This is a genomic window from Streptomyces huasconensis, from assembly GCF_021028635.1.
GTDB lineage: Bacteria > Actinomycetota > Actinomycetes > Streptomycetales > Streptomycetaceae > Streptomyces > Streptomyces huasconensis.
In genome coordinates this window covers 6,247,604-6,264,101 of sequence record NZ_CP086119.1, presented here as the reverse complement: position 1 = coordinate 6,264,101, position 16,498 = coordinate 6,247,604, and the positions used below count along the sequence as shown (strand labels likewise).

Here is a 16,498-nt window from a genome sequence, read left to right as displayed (position 1 = left end):
CGCGCGTTGCTCATTTTGATGCACGGCCGCAACTGTGCAACGATTGCAGCAACCTCGGGTGCATGACCCGGGGCGAAGAACGCGCGAAGAGCGCACCGCTCTCGTCGCGGAGCGGTGTTCCGGCAGCGCCCGGGTGGCCGCCCGTACCCAGGCCCTGCCGCACCGCGCCCCGCCGCCGCGCCCAGGCGGCGGACCTCACCAGGGCCTCTCCCCCACGGGCCGCGCCGTACCGCCGCCTCATACGAAGGAGCGACAGCAGCATGAAACATCACGGAGAGGCGGAAACCGCCCGGAAGACGGCTCCCCGCCGCCCGCGGCACGCCCGGCCGCACCGGGCCCCGTCCGCCACGAGCCTGGGCACCGCCACCGCGTTCGCCCTCCTCCTGACCTGTGCCACGGCCGCGCCCGGCCACGCCGCGCCGATGGCGACGGCGACGGCCACCGCCGTCACCGGCACCTTCGCCTCGGCGGACACGCCCGGCCCCGGTGTGGTCGCTCCCGTGATCATCCGGCCCGCGGACGGCTCCACCGTGCAGGTGGGCCGGCGCAACCCCCGGATCAACTTCGCCGGCACCGGCGAGCCCGGCGCCACCTTGGCGTTGCAGTACCGCAAGGCGCACACCGCGAGCTGGAAGACTCTGACGAGCTTCACCGGCCTCGTCGGCCCGGACAGGAAGTGGGCGGTCACCTCCCTCTTCCCCGACGGTGAGCTGACGGACGGCTCCTTCGGATTCCGCGTCATCCAGCAGACCGATCAGCGGGAACGCACCTCGGCGCCGATCACCCTCACCATCCACTTCGGCATTCAGCCGGCCCAGTTCACGACGCCGCGCGAGGGGGTCTCGCTGTCCAAGGCGTTCTTCCTCGACTTCGGCGGCATCGGCGAGCCCGGCGCGCGGATCTCCCTGTCCTACGGCCCGGACCGCACACCGATGGCGCTCAGGGAGAGCCCGCGGGTGGGCGCGGACGGTACGTGGGCCGCCACCGCGGAGAAGGACTCCGTTCCCGCCGGTACGCACGACATCTACGTCAGCGAGGACGCCGCACCCGGCCAGGAGGACAAGCGCACCATCACCTTCATCACCGACCGGAACGCGTCCCAGCTCCAGTGGAACGTGAAGAACACCACCAGCCGAGTCCGGGCCGGCGGCACCATGCGGCTCTACGGCTGGACCAACTCCAGCGACCCCGTGGGTGACGTGGCGGTCCAGCTGACGACCCAGGGCCGGCGGTTCCCCCTCGGCACGTTCGCCACCAAGTCCAGCAGGGGCGGCAAGGATTCCGCGCTCTTTGACGCCAGCGGTGTCCCCGTCCCGGTCGGCGTACCCGGGGGCATGGCGAATCTGGTACTGACCGACCCTCGCAACCCCGACAACTTCGACAGCATCCCCGTTCAGGTCCTCCCCTCCATACCCCTGAAGCTGTCGATGGTCGCCCACAATGGCGATAGGGGCAGGTACTTCAAGGGGACGGGGCAGCCTGACGGCAAGCTGCAGTTCAAGAAGGCGGACGGCACGTGGGCCGCCACCTCGAGCAGCACCCGGCCCGACAGCGCAGGCGTGATCGACGATTACTACGTCTGGGCATCGAAGTGGAAGCCTGCCTGGGACTGGCCCCACCTGACCGCTCACCAGGTGTACCCCAACGGTGAGAGCGGCCCGGAGCTCCCGGTCGCCATCGACCTGCCGGCGCCGGAGGTCTCCACCGTCAGCGAGAGCGGGCCCAAGGTCGTGATCAAGGGCACCACCATCGGCGACGACGACAGCAAGGGAACCGTCCAGGTCCAAGGAGCCGACGGCGCCTGGTTCGACGCGGGCGGCATCAGCAAGTACGGCAGCTTCAACGTCTCGGTGGACACCGTCCGCCTCGGCGACACGTTCAAGGTCCGCTTCGTCGACGACTGGACGAAGCGCCCCACACCGCCGTCCGCCGAACTGCGGTACCGCACGCCACTGAAGCTGAAGCTCACCGCCGAGAACGGAAGCAAGAACCGGACACTGGCCGGTTCGGGGCAGTCCGGCACGGCGATACAGTTCCGAAAGCCGGACGGCAGCTGGGTGACCGCCCCCGATACGACGGCCCCCTCAGACGACGGAACGGTCAAGGACGGGTATCGCTACGCGAAGTGGAAGCCTTCCTGGGACTGGCGGAATCTGACGGCCCGCCAGCTGTACCCGAACGGCGACACCGGCCCCGCGGTCGATGTGCCCGTCGCCTTCCCGACCCCCGAAATCTCCAAGGTGGCACGCACGAAGAAGGACGTCACCGTCACCGGCACCACGCTCGGTGACGAGGACGGCAAGGGGCGGATGCAGGTCCTCGGCGCGGACGGCACATGGTTCGACCAGGCCGGGTACTCCGGCAGCGGCTCGTTCACCCTGCACGTCGACCCCGCGAAGCTCGGCACCACCTTCGCCGTCCGCTTCGTGGACGACTGGACCGGCAAGGCCACCCCCGCCTCTCCGGCTCAGCACACCCCCGCACCCGCGCAGGCTCCGACCCCCGACCCCGCGCGGAGCCCGCAGTCCGCGCAAGGCTCGGATTCCACGCCGGCCCCCGAGCCGACGCGCGGCGCGCAGCCCACGCAGGCCCCCTCGCCCGCGCCCGCACAGACCCCCTCGCCCACACCCACCCAGGCCACCGCCGATGACAAGCGCTGACGGCCCGATCCGGGTGTTCGTCCTCGACGATCACGAGATGGTGCGCCGTGGGGTGGCCGGTCTGCTCAACACGGAGCGGGACCTCACGGTGGTGGGCGAGGGCGCGACGGCGCAGGAGGCGCTGGCCCGCATCCCCGCGCTGCGTCCGGACGTCGCCGTGCTGGACGTGCACCTGCCCGACGGTGACGGCGTGGCCGTGTGCAGCGCGCTGCGCACGGCCGCGCCCGGGGTGGCGTGCCTGATGCTCACCACGTACGCCGACGACGAGGTGCAGCTCGACGCGCTCACGGCCGGGGCCTGCGGATTTCTGCTGAAGCAGGTGCGCGGGCCGGAGCTGGTGGGCGCGGTGCGGGAGGCGGCCGCGGGGCGCTCGCTGCTCGGTCCCGGCGCGGTCGCCGCGCTCATGGAACGGGTGCGCTGTGGCCGCAAGCCGAAGCGGGGCCTGGACGCCTTCCCCGGTCTGACCGAACGCGACCTGCAAATCCTGGAGTTGATCGGCCAGGGGCTGACGAACCGCCAGATCGGGCAGCGGCTGTTCCTGGCCGAGAAGACGGTCAAGCACTATGTCTCGCGGCTGTTCGACAAGCTGGGGGTGGAGCGCCGCGCTCAGGCGGCCGCCATCGCCGGGCAGGCGGCTGTCCTCATGAGGAGCGGCCAGGGGCCGTACGAGGGTTCGGGCCGGGAGCAGGGGCGGAGCCTCGTCGGCCCGTCGGCTCGCTGAGCGTGACGGCGGCCGCGGACCAGTCGCCGTCACCAGCCCACCAGCCCCATCACCGCCACAGGGATGGAGTCGATCTCCATCGGGTTGCCCGGATCGATCACCACCAGGACGGCCGCGCCGGGCGGCACATCGCCGGGAACGGCCACCCCGCTGCGGCGGAAGTGGCCGGGCCCGCCGCCCGCCCCCGGAACGCGCCGGTCCACCCGCGAGCGAGATACGGGCCCCCGGTCGCACCCGTACGTCCGTCCGCGCGGTCACGGTCGGGCCTACCTTTCACGTGGGTCGGAACTGGTCACTGGTAAAGGGCAACGTCGGCGAGGTCGTCTGCGGGCTCGGCCTACGACGAGCCGGCGGAGGGGAACGTGCCCGAGTGGAACCGCAAGATCCGTGGTCCCGCGGCCCTTGCGAAGTCGGCCGAGTCCGCGGCAGCTTGCGCAGACTCCGGTGCTACCACCGCGGACTGCTGCGGGCCATGTGCCTCTCGGCCGTGGTCAGCCTCCGACGGCCCATCGCATCCGCTCAGCCGACCCGGCCGTAGAGCGTGGGGTTGTAGTACGAGAACGAGGAGATCCGCACGGACTTGCCGGGGCGCGGGGCCTCCAGATACTGGCCGCCACCGAGGTAGATCGCCACGTGGTGGATACCGGAGGACGAGCCGTTGGAGGACCAGAAGACCAGATCGCCGCGGCGCAGCTGGGAACGGGAGATCTTCGTGGCGGCGCGGTACTGGGCGTCGGCGACCCGCGGCAGCGAGATGCCCGCACGGCGGTACGCCTGCTGCACCAGGCCCGAACAGTCGTACCCGTACGGGCCGTTGCCGCCCCAGATGTACGGCTTGCCGAGCTGGCTCATCGCCCAGCGGATCGCGGCCTCCGTACCGTGGCTGCCTTGGCTGCCACGGTCGGCATGCCCGGCGCGGCTCCTGGACGACGAAGCCGGGGAGTCGGTCGGGGCCGTCGGGCCGGAGCGGCCGGTGCGGGCCTCGTACTTCCACTGGTGGCTGGTCCACCACCAGCTGCCGCCCTGCTGGTACCAGTACACCCGGTCCGTGGCGTCCCAGCCGGCCCGGCCCCGGAAGGTGGGATGAGGGTTGTGCCCGGCGGAGGAGGACGAGGGCGCGGAGTGCGTGACCCCGGACGCGCCGGCGCCGGACGCCGAACCACCGGTGTGACGCAAATACTTGTCGTAGTGGCTGGTCCAGCGCCACCAGCCGGTGGCGTCCTGATACCAGTACTTGCTGCCGTCCCAGCCGGCGTGGCTCGGCGCCGGTTCGGCGGCGGCGGTCGTGCTCGCGCCGATCACGGCGGCCGCGCCCACCGCGGCCGCGACCGCGCCGCGTACGGCACAGCGGGCGCGCCGTCCGCCGTGCCGTCCTCCACCGGCCTCAGTGCCTGCCGCGCCCGCGCAGAACGCACAGGCGCAGTCCGCGGGTATCTCCTCGGTGAATTCGGGAGTGCGCATGCGCGCACCTGCCTTCCGTGTTGCGTGTTCGGTATTCCGTGTGCAAGGGGGCCGCTCAGGTCTCCGCCGGTGCGCTGCCCCGCGAGGTGTAGAAGGCGATGGTCAAGTCCCGTACCAGCGCCTGGCGTTCGTAGTCGTCCAGCTCGACCATGCCGCGCGAGGTCAGCCCCTGGATGGTCTCGGCCACGGCGTCGATGACCGAGGTCAGTACGGTGCCGCGGTGCTTGGCATCGAGGGCGGCGATCTGGCTGCGCCGCATCGCGGCCGCCACCTCCGGCGCGTACTCGAGCCGGGTGGGCTGGGCGGAGAAGATCTCGATGCCCACCGGCAGGCAGCCGGCGGACAGGGTCTTCGTCAGCCTGTCGCCGACCGCCTCCGCGTCCCGCAGGGTCGGGGTGTCCTCGTGGAAGGCGTCGGCGGGCAGCTGGGAGAGCACCCGGGCCATCGCCGCCTCCACCTGTTCGCGCAGATACGCCTCGTGGTCGTTGACGGCGAGCAGCGCCCGCGCGGTGTCCTTGATCCGCCACACCACCAGGACGACGACGCGGAGCTGGATGCCGGCCGCGTCCACGGCGGGCATCGGCTCGCTGCGCCAGTGCCGCAGCCGGACGTCCACTCTGCGGCGCAGCACCAAAGGGTTGATCCAGACAAGCCCGGTGCGCCGCACGCTGCCCCGGTACCGTCCGAACAGGCTGAGCACCCAGACGCTCCCGGCCCGCCCCCGGGTGAGCCCGCCGACCGCGAGCAGCGCCACGACTCCGCCGCACCCGACCAGCGTCCACTCCCACAGCCGCACGGGGCCGTGGTCCGGTACGAGCGGCAGGCCCACGGCGCGTACCGCACGCTCCGGGAGGAGGCCGTGCCACCAGAGCACGGTCGCGCAGCCGGCCGAGGCCAGGGCGGCGAGGAGGATGGCCGCCCAGCCGGAGAACGAGCGGCCGCGCCGTTCCACCAGGGCGGGGTCGGCGGAGGGGGCGCGGCGCTGTGAGGGGGTCTCGCCGACGCGGTGGGGGCCGGGAGGGGGCGCGGCCGCCGGGCGCTTCGTCGGGCGGCGTGCGGCCGGAGAGGTTCCGGCGTCGGCGGGGGCCGGTGGCGGAGCGGTCGGGGCCGGAGCCGGGGCGCCGCCCTTGGCGGCCGGTTCGGCGGGTTCCAACAGTTCCTTGACGAGAGCGATCCCGGCCACGGCCACGTCCTGCGGGCGCGCCCGGCCCCCGGTCGGGACGGGCGTGTGCGCCGGACCGGTGGTCTCCGGGCGCGGCGGTGCCACGCCCACCGGGGGCAGTTCCTCGGTGTCGTCCTCCGATTCGCGCGCCTCGTCGGGGCGGTGCATCCCCTCTTCTCCCCTGTTCGCGGCTGCCATGGTGCTTCGCTCCGTCTCCGGTCTCCGGCGTCATCGGGCGCGCGGTGTCGCGCCCGTCCGCGGTCGCGGCGCGGTCCGTGACCCGCCGGCCCCGGCGTATGTCGTGGTGGCGATGTGCCGTTGCGTCGAGGTGGCGGGGCCACGGCCGATGATCTTGCGCCTGCAACGAGAGCCTCACAGATCCCCCCGCGCGCCGGGTCCGCTGAAGGTCCGCAACCGCCGGGACTTCCGGCCCTCTTGACCGGCCTCGGCCGGCTGCGGACGGCAACGAGAGGCGGCGGTGGGTGGGTTCAGCTGTCGGCGTGGGCCAGCCACAGGTCAGGGCCGAAGACCTCGTAGCGGATGCGGCGGGCGGGGACGCCGGCCCGGAGCAGACCGGTGCGGACGGCGCGCATGAAGGGCAGCGAGCCGCACAGGTACACGTCGGTGTCGGCGGACAGGTCGAGGTCCAGTCCCAGGCCCGGGCCGTCCAGGGTCATCCGGCCCGGGCGCTCACCGGCTTCCTCGTCCGCGCCCCGCACGTACCAGATGTACGCCTGTGCGTCGCGGAGTTGGGACACCAGGCGCTTGGTGTCGGCACGCAGGGCGTGGTCGGCCGGGCTGAGGTCGCCGTGCAGGACGCGCACCGGGCGGGACGAGCCGGTGGCGGCGAGGTGCGCGAGCATGCCGACCATCGGGGTGCAGCCGATCCCGGCGGAGACCAGCAGCAGCGGAGCGTCGGAGCCGTCGAGAACCACGTCTCCCAATGGTGCCGACAGGGTGAGTTCGTCGCCGGCCCGTACGGTGCGGTGCAGCTCGTTGGAGACCTCGCCCTCGGGGGCGTCGGCCACGCTCGCCACCCGCTTGACGGTGATCCGGCGCAGCCGGTCGCCGGGCGCGTCCGACAGGCTGTACTGGCGGGTCTGGTGGATGCCGTCGGGCATCAGCACCTTGACGCTGACGTACTGGCCGGCGCGCGCCCGGGGCAGCGGGCCGCCGTCGGCCGGGCGCAGCAGGAAGGAGACCGCGTCCGGGGTCTCCTCGCGTCGCTCCACCACCGTCCACCGGCGCCACGGCGCACGCGGATCGACCCCCGCCTCGTGGTAGAGGCGGGCTTCCCGCGCGATCAGTGCGCCCGCCATCAGCCAGTACACCTCGTCCCAGCCGGCGGCCACCTCCGGGGTGATCGCCTCGCCCAGGACCTCGGCAATCGCGCCGAAGAGGTACTTGTGAACGACGTGTACTGGTCCTCGGTGACGCCGAGCGCGGCGTGCTTGTGCGCGATCCGCGACAGCAGAGCGTCCGGGCGGGCATCGGGGTCGGCCAGCAACGCCTTGGCGAACGCGGCGATGGAGCCGGCCAGTGCCTGGCTCTGCTCGCCGCTGGCCTGGTTGCCGCGGTTGAACAGCCCGTCCAGCAGCTCGGGCCGCGCGCCGAACATGGCGCTGTAGAAGCGGCTCGTGATCTCGTTCAGGGCCGCGTCGACGGCGGGCAGGGTGGCGCGGACAACGGCGGCCGAGTCGGACGACAGCATGGGTCTCCCCGGGGTGATGGGAACGTGGGTGAGCGTCGGCGAGAGCGTTTCCGTGCCGCTCGTCGCGGTGATCGCTCTGCCGATCGTGGTGCCGGGACAGGCGGCCCGGTAGGGGCCAACTTCCCTTCCGACCAGGACTTTCAGGCCGAGCACGGGGCGGGCGGCGGCGTCCGGCATGCTGGTGGCCGGGCCGCACGGAAGCCAACGGAGCCGCGATGGAAGAACGAACGCAGGGGCCCGGGGCCCGCACGCTGCTGGACGTCGTGTCGGCCATCGGTTCCGCCCTCGACCTGGAAGTCGTCCTGCGGCGGATCGCTCACTCTGCGGTTGCCCTGGCGTCGACGCGGAGTACGGGGCGCCGAGCGTACTGGGCGAGGACGGCACGATCACGCGGTTCCTCATGGTCGGCATACGAGGCGGACGCGGCCCGGATCGGCCACTGTCCGCGTGGCGAGGGGCTTTTGGGCCCGCTGATCGGCGCACTGCGGCCGGTGCGCCTGGCGGGCCCGACCCGGCACCCGTCGTCCCCGGGCTTCCCGCCCGGCCATGCGCCGATGACCAGCCTCCTGGGCGTCCCGGCCCGGGTCCGCGGCCGGGTGCTCAGGAGTCTGTACCTGACCAACACGACGCCGACGACGAGGCGGTGCGGCGGACGCCGGCTGCGGCGGGGGTGTGGCGATCGACAATGCCCGCCTGTACGAGGACGCGCGGCCCCGGCAGCGGTGGCCACACAGCGCGCGGGTGTTCCGGCGCACGCCATAGGTGCCGCTGGACTCAGCATGGACCCGTTCGACCCGGGGCACGAGCTGTTCGCCGCGCAGCCGACGGGCCGGCTCCGGCCGCTTCTCGCGCACGTAGTACGCCGACTCCGACAGCCCCAGCATCCGGCAGGCGAGCCCGACCCCGAGGCCCTTGTCCCTGAGGGGGTGTAGCTCTCTTCCAGGGACGGCCTCGATGGTTTGAGCTGGGAGATCGTGGTTGTGGGATTGGGGAGTTGGAGGCACGAGGCACGGGAGGCGGCGGCCCGGGCCCGGGTGCGGTCGCCGCCGTCCTCGACGAGTGACGGAACCGCCGGGACCGCACCGTGCCGGGGGCCGAGCGGGGCGAGCCGCCCACCGACTAGCATCGCCGAGTTCGTGCCACCCACCGGCCCGGGCATCGCGGCACGGCGTACAGGGGAGCTGACACGGCATGAGAACGAAGAGCGCAGCGGCGTGGGCGGTAGCGGTGCTGATGCTCGGCGCAGCCGTCGGCGGCTGCGCCGAGCAAGCCGAGCAATCGGACAGGGGCCCGTCCGGCAGCAGCGCGCAGCACACGAAGTCCCACCGCGAACCGGAGGACAAGCCTGATTCACGGGTCGTCGAGGACGACGACGACCACACCGTCCTTGAACTGTCCGACGGCCGGCAGGTGTCCCTCCGCTTCACTCGCCGCGGCCTGGAGGCACAGCATCGCCACTCCTCCGACGACGCCTGGTCCGCCCGGAAGACGGTCTATGAGACCGGCACCAAACCGTGCGGCGGCATCAGGGCGAAGGCGTACCGGGACACCGTGTGGCTCGCGGCCGGCTTCGGCGCGTACTGCAGGGACGGCGAAGAACCGCAAGAGGTGATCGCGGCCGTCGCCACCGGGGACCTCTCCTCCTGGACCACCGACCCGACCAGAAACACCATCGTCTGGCCGAAGGTCCGCATCCGCGACGGTGGCGCCCGAGTGGACTTCGTCGATCCCGGCATGCTGGAAACCACCACGCTGACCTGGCGCAAAGGCTCCGGATTCGCCGGGGTGGCCACGGAGTACAAGCCCATCCACCCCTGGTTCGTGGGCCGGTGGCGAGCCAGGGACGGCAGCCAGCAGCTGACTTTCCACCAGGTCGAGTCGGGCAGACGCGCACGCGTGGTCATCGAGTCCCGCTCCGGCCCGCGATGCAAGGGCAGCGCCACTGTCTCCGGCATCGACCAGCACGACCTGTCCATGAGCAACTTCAAGCTCGATCAGGGCACCAGGACCGTCAACTGCCCGCCGGAGGAGCTCGGATACTCCTTCGACGTGAAGTCCTCGGACGGCCCGCTGCGCCTACGCAAGATCGGCAACCACCCGAAGACCGTCCTTACCTATGAGCGGGCGGGTTGACATACGACTGCGCATGAGGGGCGGCGGCACGGCCCGTCTGGAGGACGAGCAGGAGGCATGGTCGCGGCTGCGGATCGCCCGGGAGACGGTGGCAGAGGTGATCATGGATCTGGGCGGGTCCGGAGCGAACGCACCAGTGGCCGGCGGCGCGGAGCCGGAGAATTCGGTGCACCCTGGGGTGCGGGTGGTCGGGGCGACCACAGTGCCGCACTGGCGCCAGGGGCTGCCGGCTGCGGTGCTGCGGATGTCTGCCGGGACATCATCGAGGTCCTTACCGACGCCGCGAAGCCGATGCAGGCCCAGCAGATCGTGCCGCGGATCGGGCTGCCCGCGGTGACCGGAAGGATCGAGGGGACGCGGGGGAAGCCGAAACGGCTGGTGGAGCGGGGCCGGCTGACCGAGGACGAGCCCGGACGGTTGGGCCGCGAGCTGCTGAGGCTGCTGCTCCAGGCCCATCTCGACCTGTGGGAGCGGGCCGAGCGCGAGCAGGGGGAACGCGCCGGCCGCCCGGCGGTCCGGGGTGCGGACGGACAGGTCCGCCCGCATCGCGAGGTGGGCCATTGCAGGCCTCCGGCCTGCGTATTCGGCACCGTGACGCGGACCGCGTGGCGGGGCAGGTCGATGACCAGCGTCCGCCCCCCTGGATGCGGACCTGTCGCTACCCGCTGGGCTGCACTCGCACGGCCTGCGCCGCCGCGCGGTTGCCGAGGCGGTGCGCGGTTCCTACGACCAGGCCAAGGAGGCGATCGAGCTGCGGTGCGGGAGGGTCCTGGGCAAACGTTAAACCGAATATCTGGTCGCCTGCGCGGCCGTTGGCATCGACGGCTTCTACGCCCGTCGCGTCCCGGCGCCGTCGACCGCGCGCGCAGGCGGCGGGAGGCGTAGGCGTTGGTGGTGGTGCCGCGGCGAGGGTGGCAGCGGCGGCGACGCCCAGGCCTGCCAGGCCGTCAGATCCGATCCGGGAGAGCTGCTGTCCCCGCCTGCTCGCGCGGGGGGCCGTGGGGTGCATTGTCGGATGCGTCGTAGGGTGCGTCGTTCCGGTGGCAGGCTGCGCGGTGGGGGTGGTCGGACTCTTGTCGTCCTGGTGTCGAAGACGGCCGTGGCGATGCCGGCGACCGCGGCAGCCCTGGTGATCCTCGTGACGTCGGGGAGCGCGTGCTCGGTCACGGATGCACGTTCCTTCCGGTGTGTTTTCGTCAGCTTCATGGCGATCTTGGTAGGGCGGGGGGCGCGCGCTTCCCGGTGAACGTCGCCTACCGGTAGGACCAACCTCCCTACCCGACACGCCCCGCTCCCCCACGCCCGCGGCCCCGCGGACGCCGGTCGGTGCCGGGTCGCGGGGCAGGGGGATGGTGCCTGGCCGGGGTCAGGCGGTGTAGGTCGGCCGGCCGTCCAGGTAGGTGGCGAGCACTTGGATGTCACCGATGGTGTCCGGGTCCACCGCGTACGGATCGTCGTTCAGGACCACCAGGTCGGCGTGCTTGCCCACTTCGAGGGAGCCGACCTCGTGCTCGCTCTGGAGATGCCACGCGGAGTCGATGGTCTCGGCGCGGATCGCCTCGTCGAGGGTGACGCGGTTCTGCGGGCCCAGGACGCGGGTGCCGGAGCGGGTGCGGCGGGTGACCGCGACCTGGATGTTGCGCAGCGGCTCCACCGGGGTGACCGGCGAGTCGTTGTGGAAGGAGATCCGGATGCCGGCGTCCAGGGCGGCCCGGGCGTTGGCCCAGTCCTCGGCCCGCTCCCCGAACAGGCTCTCCACCAGGACGTCGCCCCAGTAGTAGATGTGGTCCACGAAGAGGCTGCAGGTGATGCCCAGGTCGGCGGCCCGCCGGTACTGCTCGCGGGTCATGGTGCCGCAGTGTTCGAAGCGGGTGCGGTGGTCCGGGCGCCCGTGCTCGTCCAGCACCTTCTCGAAGACGTCGAGCATCATGTCCACCGCCACGTCGCCGTGGACGTGGCAGGCCAGCTGCCAGCCGTGCGGCAGGTACGCCTCGGCGATCGCGCGGGCCTGCTCCGCCGTGTAGTTGGCGCAGCCGCGGTGGTCGGGGCCCAGGCCGATGGCGGCGGTGCGGTCGTTGGTGAGGTACGGGAAGCTGGTGGCGATGTTGCCGATCCACGGGCTTCCGTCGGCCCACATCTTGATGCCTATCTGGCGGAACATGGCGTCGCCCTGTCCGGGGACGGCGTCCGTGTGCAGCTCCGCGTTGGACATCTCGTAGGCCCGGACCCGCACCCGGGCCTCCGGGCTCCGGGCGAACGCGGCGCAGACCTCCCGCATGCCGGCCTTGAGGCCGAGGTCCCCGCAGGTGGTCAGGCCACGGGCGGCGAGCACCTCGTGCTCATTGGCGAGCAGCGCGGGGGCGCGGTCAGCGGGCGGGTTCAGCGGGGTGCCGATCATCATCAGGGAGGCCGGGGCCTCGACCGCCTTCCCGGTGGGCTCGCCGTCGGCGTCGCGCTCGAAGTGGCAGCCGGCCGGGTCCGGGGTGTCGCGGGTGAGCCCGATCGCCTTGATGGCCAGGGAGTTGCCCCAGGACATGTGCGCGGAGTTCTGGAGTATCGCGACCGGGTTGGCGGGGGCCAGCTCGTCCAGCCAGGCGCGGGTGGGCTCTCCGAGGCCCTCCTGGAGGAGGGTGTCCCAGCCGACGAAGGCCAGCGGCACACCGGGTTCGGCGGCGGCGATGGTCTCGTTGATCCGCGCGCGCACGGCCTCGGCGGTGGGGCAGGTCATCGGGCGGATGTCCACCACGTCGGGGCCGTCGGTGGTCATGCTGACGCTCGGGTGGCCGTGCGCCTCGATGAAGCCCGGCAGCGCGGTACGGCCGCCGAGGTCGACGATGTCGGTGTCCGGGCCGCCCAGGGCGCGGATCTCGTCGCTGTCGCCGAGGGCGATGATGCGGCCGCCGCTCACCGCGAGCGCCTCGGCCCGGGGCCGGGACGGGTCGACGGTGATCAGGTTGGCGTTGACGAAGATCCGCTCGGGTGCCTGGCCGGCGGGCTCGATCGCGGGGGTGGTGCTCATGGGGGACCTTCCTAGGGTGGTACGGGTGGTACGGGTGGGGGGAAGGGAGGCGGCGCAGGGGAGCCGGGTGCGCCAGGGGTCAGGCGGGTTCGTCGGTCCGTGCGGCCGCCTGGGCCCGTTCGGCCGGTTCGGTGGCGGCCCGGTTCGGGACCGTTGCGGGGCCGTCGTCTCGCCGGGGCCGCATCATCCGCCAGATGACCAGCGCGGCGACCGCGAGGAAGACGGCGACCAGCAGCATGCCGAGTCCGAAGCCGCGGGCGGCGGCGTGCTGCGGCGTACCGGAGGAGGAGGCGGTGAAGGTGTTCACCACCGGGATGAGACCGCCCAGGCCGAGCCCCATGCCCATCTGGCCGACCGCGGGCTTGATCGCGCCCACGGACCCGACCATCGAGGACGGCGCGGACCGCATCATCACCGTGGACTGGGGGTTCTGTGCCCAGGTGACGCCGAATCCGATCACCGTCGAGGTCGTCAGGAACAGCCACAGCGGGGTGTGTTCGGTGGTGAAGGCCATGGCCAGCAGGGCGACCGCGATGATGCCGAGACCGCTGACGAACATCGCCCGGTCGCTGATGCCCCGCCGGGTCTGGAAGGCCCCGGCCCCGAACGCACCGCCGATCGAGCCCGCGCCGAACATCGCGATCACGATCGAGGAGACGAAGGCCGACTTGCCGAGCGTCCCCTGGACCATCAGCGGGTACTGCATGGTCACCGCCGCGTTGCCGAGGTTGAAGACCACCCCGACCACGATCGCCGCGACGAACGGGCGGGAGCCGAACAGCTCCATCGGGAAGGCCGGTTCGTCCACCCGCCGCTCCCAGACGGCGAACAGGCCGAACAGCACCACCGCGGCCGCCATCAGCCCCAGCGTGACCGGCGACAGCCAGCCGTGCGCACCGACCTGGCTGAACCCTTCGATCAGGCAGATCAGCGCCAGGGCCGCGAGCAGCACCCCGACCGTGTCGAAGCGGCGCGCCTTCTCGGCCCGGCTGTCCGGCACCGTCAGGTACGCCCAGGTGGTGGCGATCAGGCCGATCACCGGGATGACGAGGTAGCCGATCCGCCAGCTGAAGTGCGTGACCAGCAGACCACCGCCGATACAGGCGACCACGATCATGATGCCCTGCACACCGAGCCAGATCCCGAACGCCCGGGGCAGCTCGCGCGGATGGAACAGCAAGGGGATGATCGCCAGACTCATGCCGAAGGCGGCCGCCGTACCGATACCGGTGACGATGCGTCCGATGAGGAAGACGGCGCCGTTGCCGGCCAGGGCGGTCACCAGGCAGCCGACGACCGCGGCGAGCGCGCCGGCCAGCAGGACCTTGCGGCGTCCGCGCAGGTCGCCCAGGGACCCGGTGCCCAGCATCGAGGCCGCCAACAGCAGCGTGGCGATACTGGCCGCCAGCGTCATCGTTCCGGAGCTCATGCCCAGGCCCTCGGCGGCCCGCGGCAGGGCGGTGGAGTTCAGGCTCGGGTCGACCATCTGGATCGTGGAGACCGCGCTGACTCCCAGGAGGGCCGCCTCCCGCCGCCGCGGATTGCGCAGCATCCGGGGCGACCAGTTCTGCGGCACCGGTGGGTCGGTGGAAACCGCGGGACCAGGCATTGTCGGTCATCTCCTCTACGGGGTACGCCCGTTCCCGGTGCCGCGAGGTGGGCGGCGTTCTCCGGGCCGGCGGAGTGCTCGTGTGGTGTGCTCCCAGACTGGGCCGCCCGGGCCGGCGGAATTCCCGGCGAAAGTCCCACCCCGCGGACCGGTGCCGACGGTGTGCCGGGGTGCGGCCGGGCCCCTGTGGCCACGCGGCCAGCCGCCGCCGCCCGCGAACCGCACCGGAGGCGGTGCCGCACCACCCCGGACGGTCGCCGGTGGCCACGCGTCCAGGACGGATGACCCGCCCCGGAGACCGGCCGCACGTCCCGAAACCGGCGGGACGGAAGACCCTGGGTGATTCCCGTCACCGGGCGGCGGCACCGCGGCACGCGCACCGGCCGAAATAATGGGGACATGGCGGTACAGACACTGCAATTACTGGCGAATCTCTCCCCGCGGGCCCGTCTGATGGTCGGCGCCTGGGGTGTGGAACGGCAGGTGACCGGCCTGACCGACCTGCGCGGACGCCCCCTGACGGAACCGGACCCGCCGCCGGCCGGACACGCCGTGACCCTGGACGCCGCGGCCATCCCGGCCGGCCGGGGCGCGCAGCGCGCCCTGATCGCCCGCCTGCGCCACGTACCGCTCGCGGTCGTCCAGGTGGCCGATGCCGCCCAGCCCGTCCCCATCGGTTTCCTCGCCCTGGCCGAGCAGCACGAGGTGCCGGTGGTGCGCTGGCTCCCGGCGCACGGCCAGGACCCGGCGGCCGAGATCCGTGCCGCGCTGCGCCGCGTCCGGCCGACCGTCCCGGACCTGAGCGCCTGGGCCCGCGCGCTGGCCACCGAACTCGACGCGCACGTCCACGTCCTCGACGCCGAGCTGCGGCCCCTGGCCAGACACCCCGACGCGGGCGGTTCGCTGCTCGCTCGGCTGCGCGGCGAACTGCCGCCCGCCGCCGGCCACGACCCGATGTTCCGCACGGTGCTGGACTCCGGCGGCGCGCGGGTCCGGGTGCGGTCCATCGCCGTCGGCGGCGGTGTCCGGGCGGTGCTGCTGGTGACCGGCCGCCCCCTGGACACGGCCCGGCTGGAGCGCCTGGACCGCGCCGCGGCCGAACTCGCCGACCACTTCAACCGGGGCCGCCCGCCCGCCCCGCACGAACTGCTCATGCTCCAGGCGGGGATACGGCTGCTGGCCGGCCACGCGCTGCGGAGCGGTGTGTGGAGCAAGGTCGTCGAGGAGTTCCGGCTCCCGCAGGCCGGCCCATACGCGATGCTGGTGCTCACCGGTGCCTCGCCCACGCTGCTCGGCGCGGCGCTGGAGGAGTGCTGGGGCCTGGGACGCTGGGTGACGCCGTGCGAGGTCCCCGAGGGGATGCTGCTGGTGGCCCGCGCCGAGGTCTTCCTGGACGCCCGCACCCTGGTCGACGGGCTGGCCGGCCACCTCGCCCGCCCCGTGCACGCGGGCCTGGCCTCCCTCCAGCACCGCTCCGAACTGGGCGTCGCCTACGAACAGGCCCGGTCCGCCGCCCGCCAGGCCGTTCGTAGGCAGGTGCCCCTGGTGACCCACGGCGAACTGGAGTGGCGGGACCTGGTGCCGGCGACCATCGACCTGGCCGGGGTGGCGCTGCTGCGCGCGCGCCTGCAGGAGACCCTGGAGACGGCGCCCGGCGGCGACGTCCTGCTGACGACGCTGCGCACCTGGGTCCGTGAGGAATACCGCAACGACCGCACCGCTGCGGCCCTGGGCGTGCACCGCCACACCCTCAACAACCGGCTGCGCCGCTGCGAGCGGCTCCTCGGCGCACCACTGCACGCCCCGGACACGTCCTTCGGCCTCTGGCTGCTCTTCCACGATGATGCGGACCCGGACGAAGGCGAGGGAGGGGGCGGTGCGCGGCGCGGCCCGGGGTGAGGTGAGGCGGGAAAGGAGGCGGTGCGCGGCGCAGCCCGGGGGTGAGGTGCGGGCGGGCCGGGGAGGCCGGGCGCGGGGGCCGTTCGCGGTCCGGGACGCATGGGGCGGGAACGCGGTGACCTC

9 protein-coding genes and 1 pseudogene are annotated in these 16,498 nt (G+C 72.8%); 4 read left to right on the top strand and 6 right to left on the bottom strand.

From position 1 onward, the window contains the following. Window positions 1-260: 260 nt before the first annotated feature. The gene (locus J2N69_RS28285) at window positions 261-2,660 is read left to right on the top strand and encodes a hypothetical protein (RefSeq protein ID WP_230903205.1); all 2,400 of its coding nucleotides are present in this window, start codon (window positions 261-263) and stop codon (window positions 2,658-2,660) included. Beyond that, window positions 2,647-3,381: a response regulator gene (locus J2N69_RS28280; protein ID WP_230903204.1), complete on the top strand. Its 735-nt coding sequence runs from the start codon at window positions 2,647-2,649 to the stop codon at window positions 3,379-3,381. Before J2N69_RS28285 ends, J2N69_RS28280 begins: the two co-directional genes overlap by 14 nt. Window positions 3,382-3,410: 29 nt before the next feature. On the opposite strand, the gene J2N69_RS28275 is transcribed toward J2N69_RS28280, so the two are convergent. The 4 genes and pseudogenes from J2N69_RS28275 to J2N69_RS28260 form a co-directional block, all read right to left on the bottom strand. Further along, complete coding sequence (locus tag J2N69_RS28275; RefSeq protein WP_230903203.1) at window positions 3,411-3,584, bottom strand: hypothetical protein; 174 nt, start codon at window positions 3,582-3,584, stop codon at window positions 3,411-3,413. Between the two features lie 316 nt (window positions 3,585-3,900). Beyond that, window positions 3,901-4,842 (bottom strand): C40 family peptidase, encoded by a 942-nt coding sequence (locus J2N69_RS28270; protein WP_230903202.1) that lies wholly within the window; start codon window positions 4,840-4,842, stop codon window positions 3,901-3,903. Window positions 4,843-4,897: 55 nt separating this feature from the next. Further along, a complete protein-coding gene (locus tag J2N69_RS28265; protein WP_230903201.1) occupies window positions 4,898-6,202 on the bottom strand; it encodes an SPFH domain-containing protein in 1,305 nt (434 codons plus the stop codon). Window positions 6,203-6,492: 290 nt separating this feature from the next. Then, a pseudogene (locus J2N69_RS28260) lies at window positions 6,493-7,715 on the bottom strand (globin domain-containing protein). Between the two features lie 1,191 nt (window positions 7,716-8,906). On the opposite strand from J2N69_RS28260, the gene J2N69_RS28255 reads away from it, so the two are divergent. Further along, window positions 8,907-9,848 carry a hypothetical protein gene (locus tag J2N69_RS28255; protein ID WP_230903200.1) on the top strand — a complete coding sequence of 314 codons (942 nt, stop codon included), beginning with the start codon at window positions 8,907-8,909 and terminating at the stop codon, window positions 9,846-9,848. A gap of 1,366 nt (window positions 9,849-11,214) precedes the next feature. Here J2N69_RS28255 and J2N69_RS28250 read toward each other — a convergent pair. After that, complete coding sequence (locus tag J2N69_RS28250; protein WP_230903199.1) at window positions 11,215-12,867, bottom strand: amidohydrolase; 1,653 nt, start codon at window positions 12,865-12,867, stop codon at window positions 11,215-11,217. Between the two features lie 79 nt (window positions 12,868-12,946). Next, window positions 12,947-14,476 (bottom strand): MFS transporter, encoded by a 1,530-nt coding sequence (locus tag J2N69_RS28245; RefSeq protein ID WP_230903198.1) that lies wholly within the window; start codon window positions 14,474-14,476, stop codon window positions 12,947-12,949. Window positions 14,477-14,875: 399 nt separating this feature from the next. Here J2N69_RS28245 and J2N69_RS28240 point away from each other — a divergent pair, with 399 nt between their 5' ends. Further along, entirely contained in the window at window positions 14,876-16,375 is a 1,500-nt protein-coding gene (locus tag J2N69_RS28240) for a PucR family transcriptional regulator (RefSeq protein ID WP_230903197.1), read from the top strand. The last annotated feature ends 123 nt before the right edge of the window (window positions 16,376-16,498 follow it).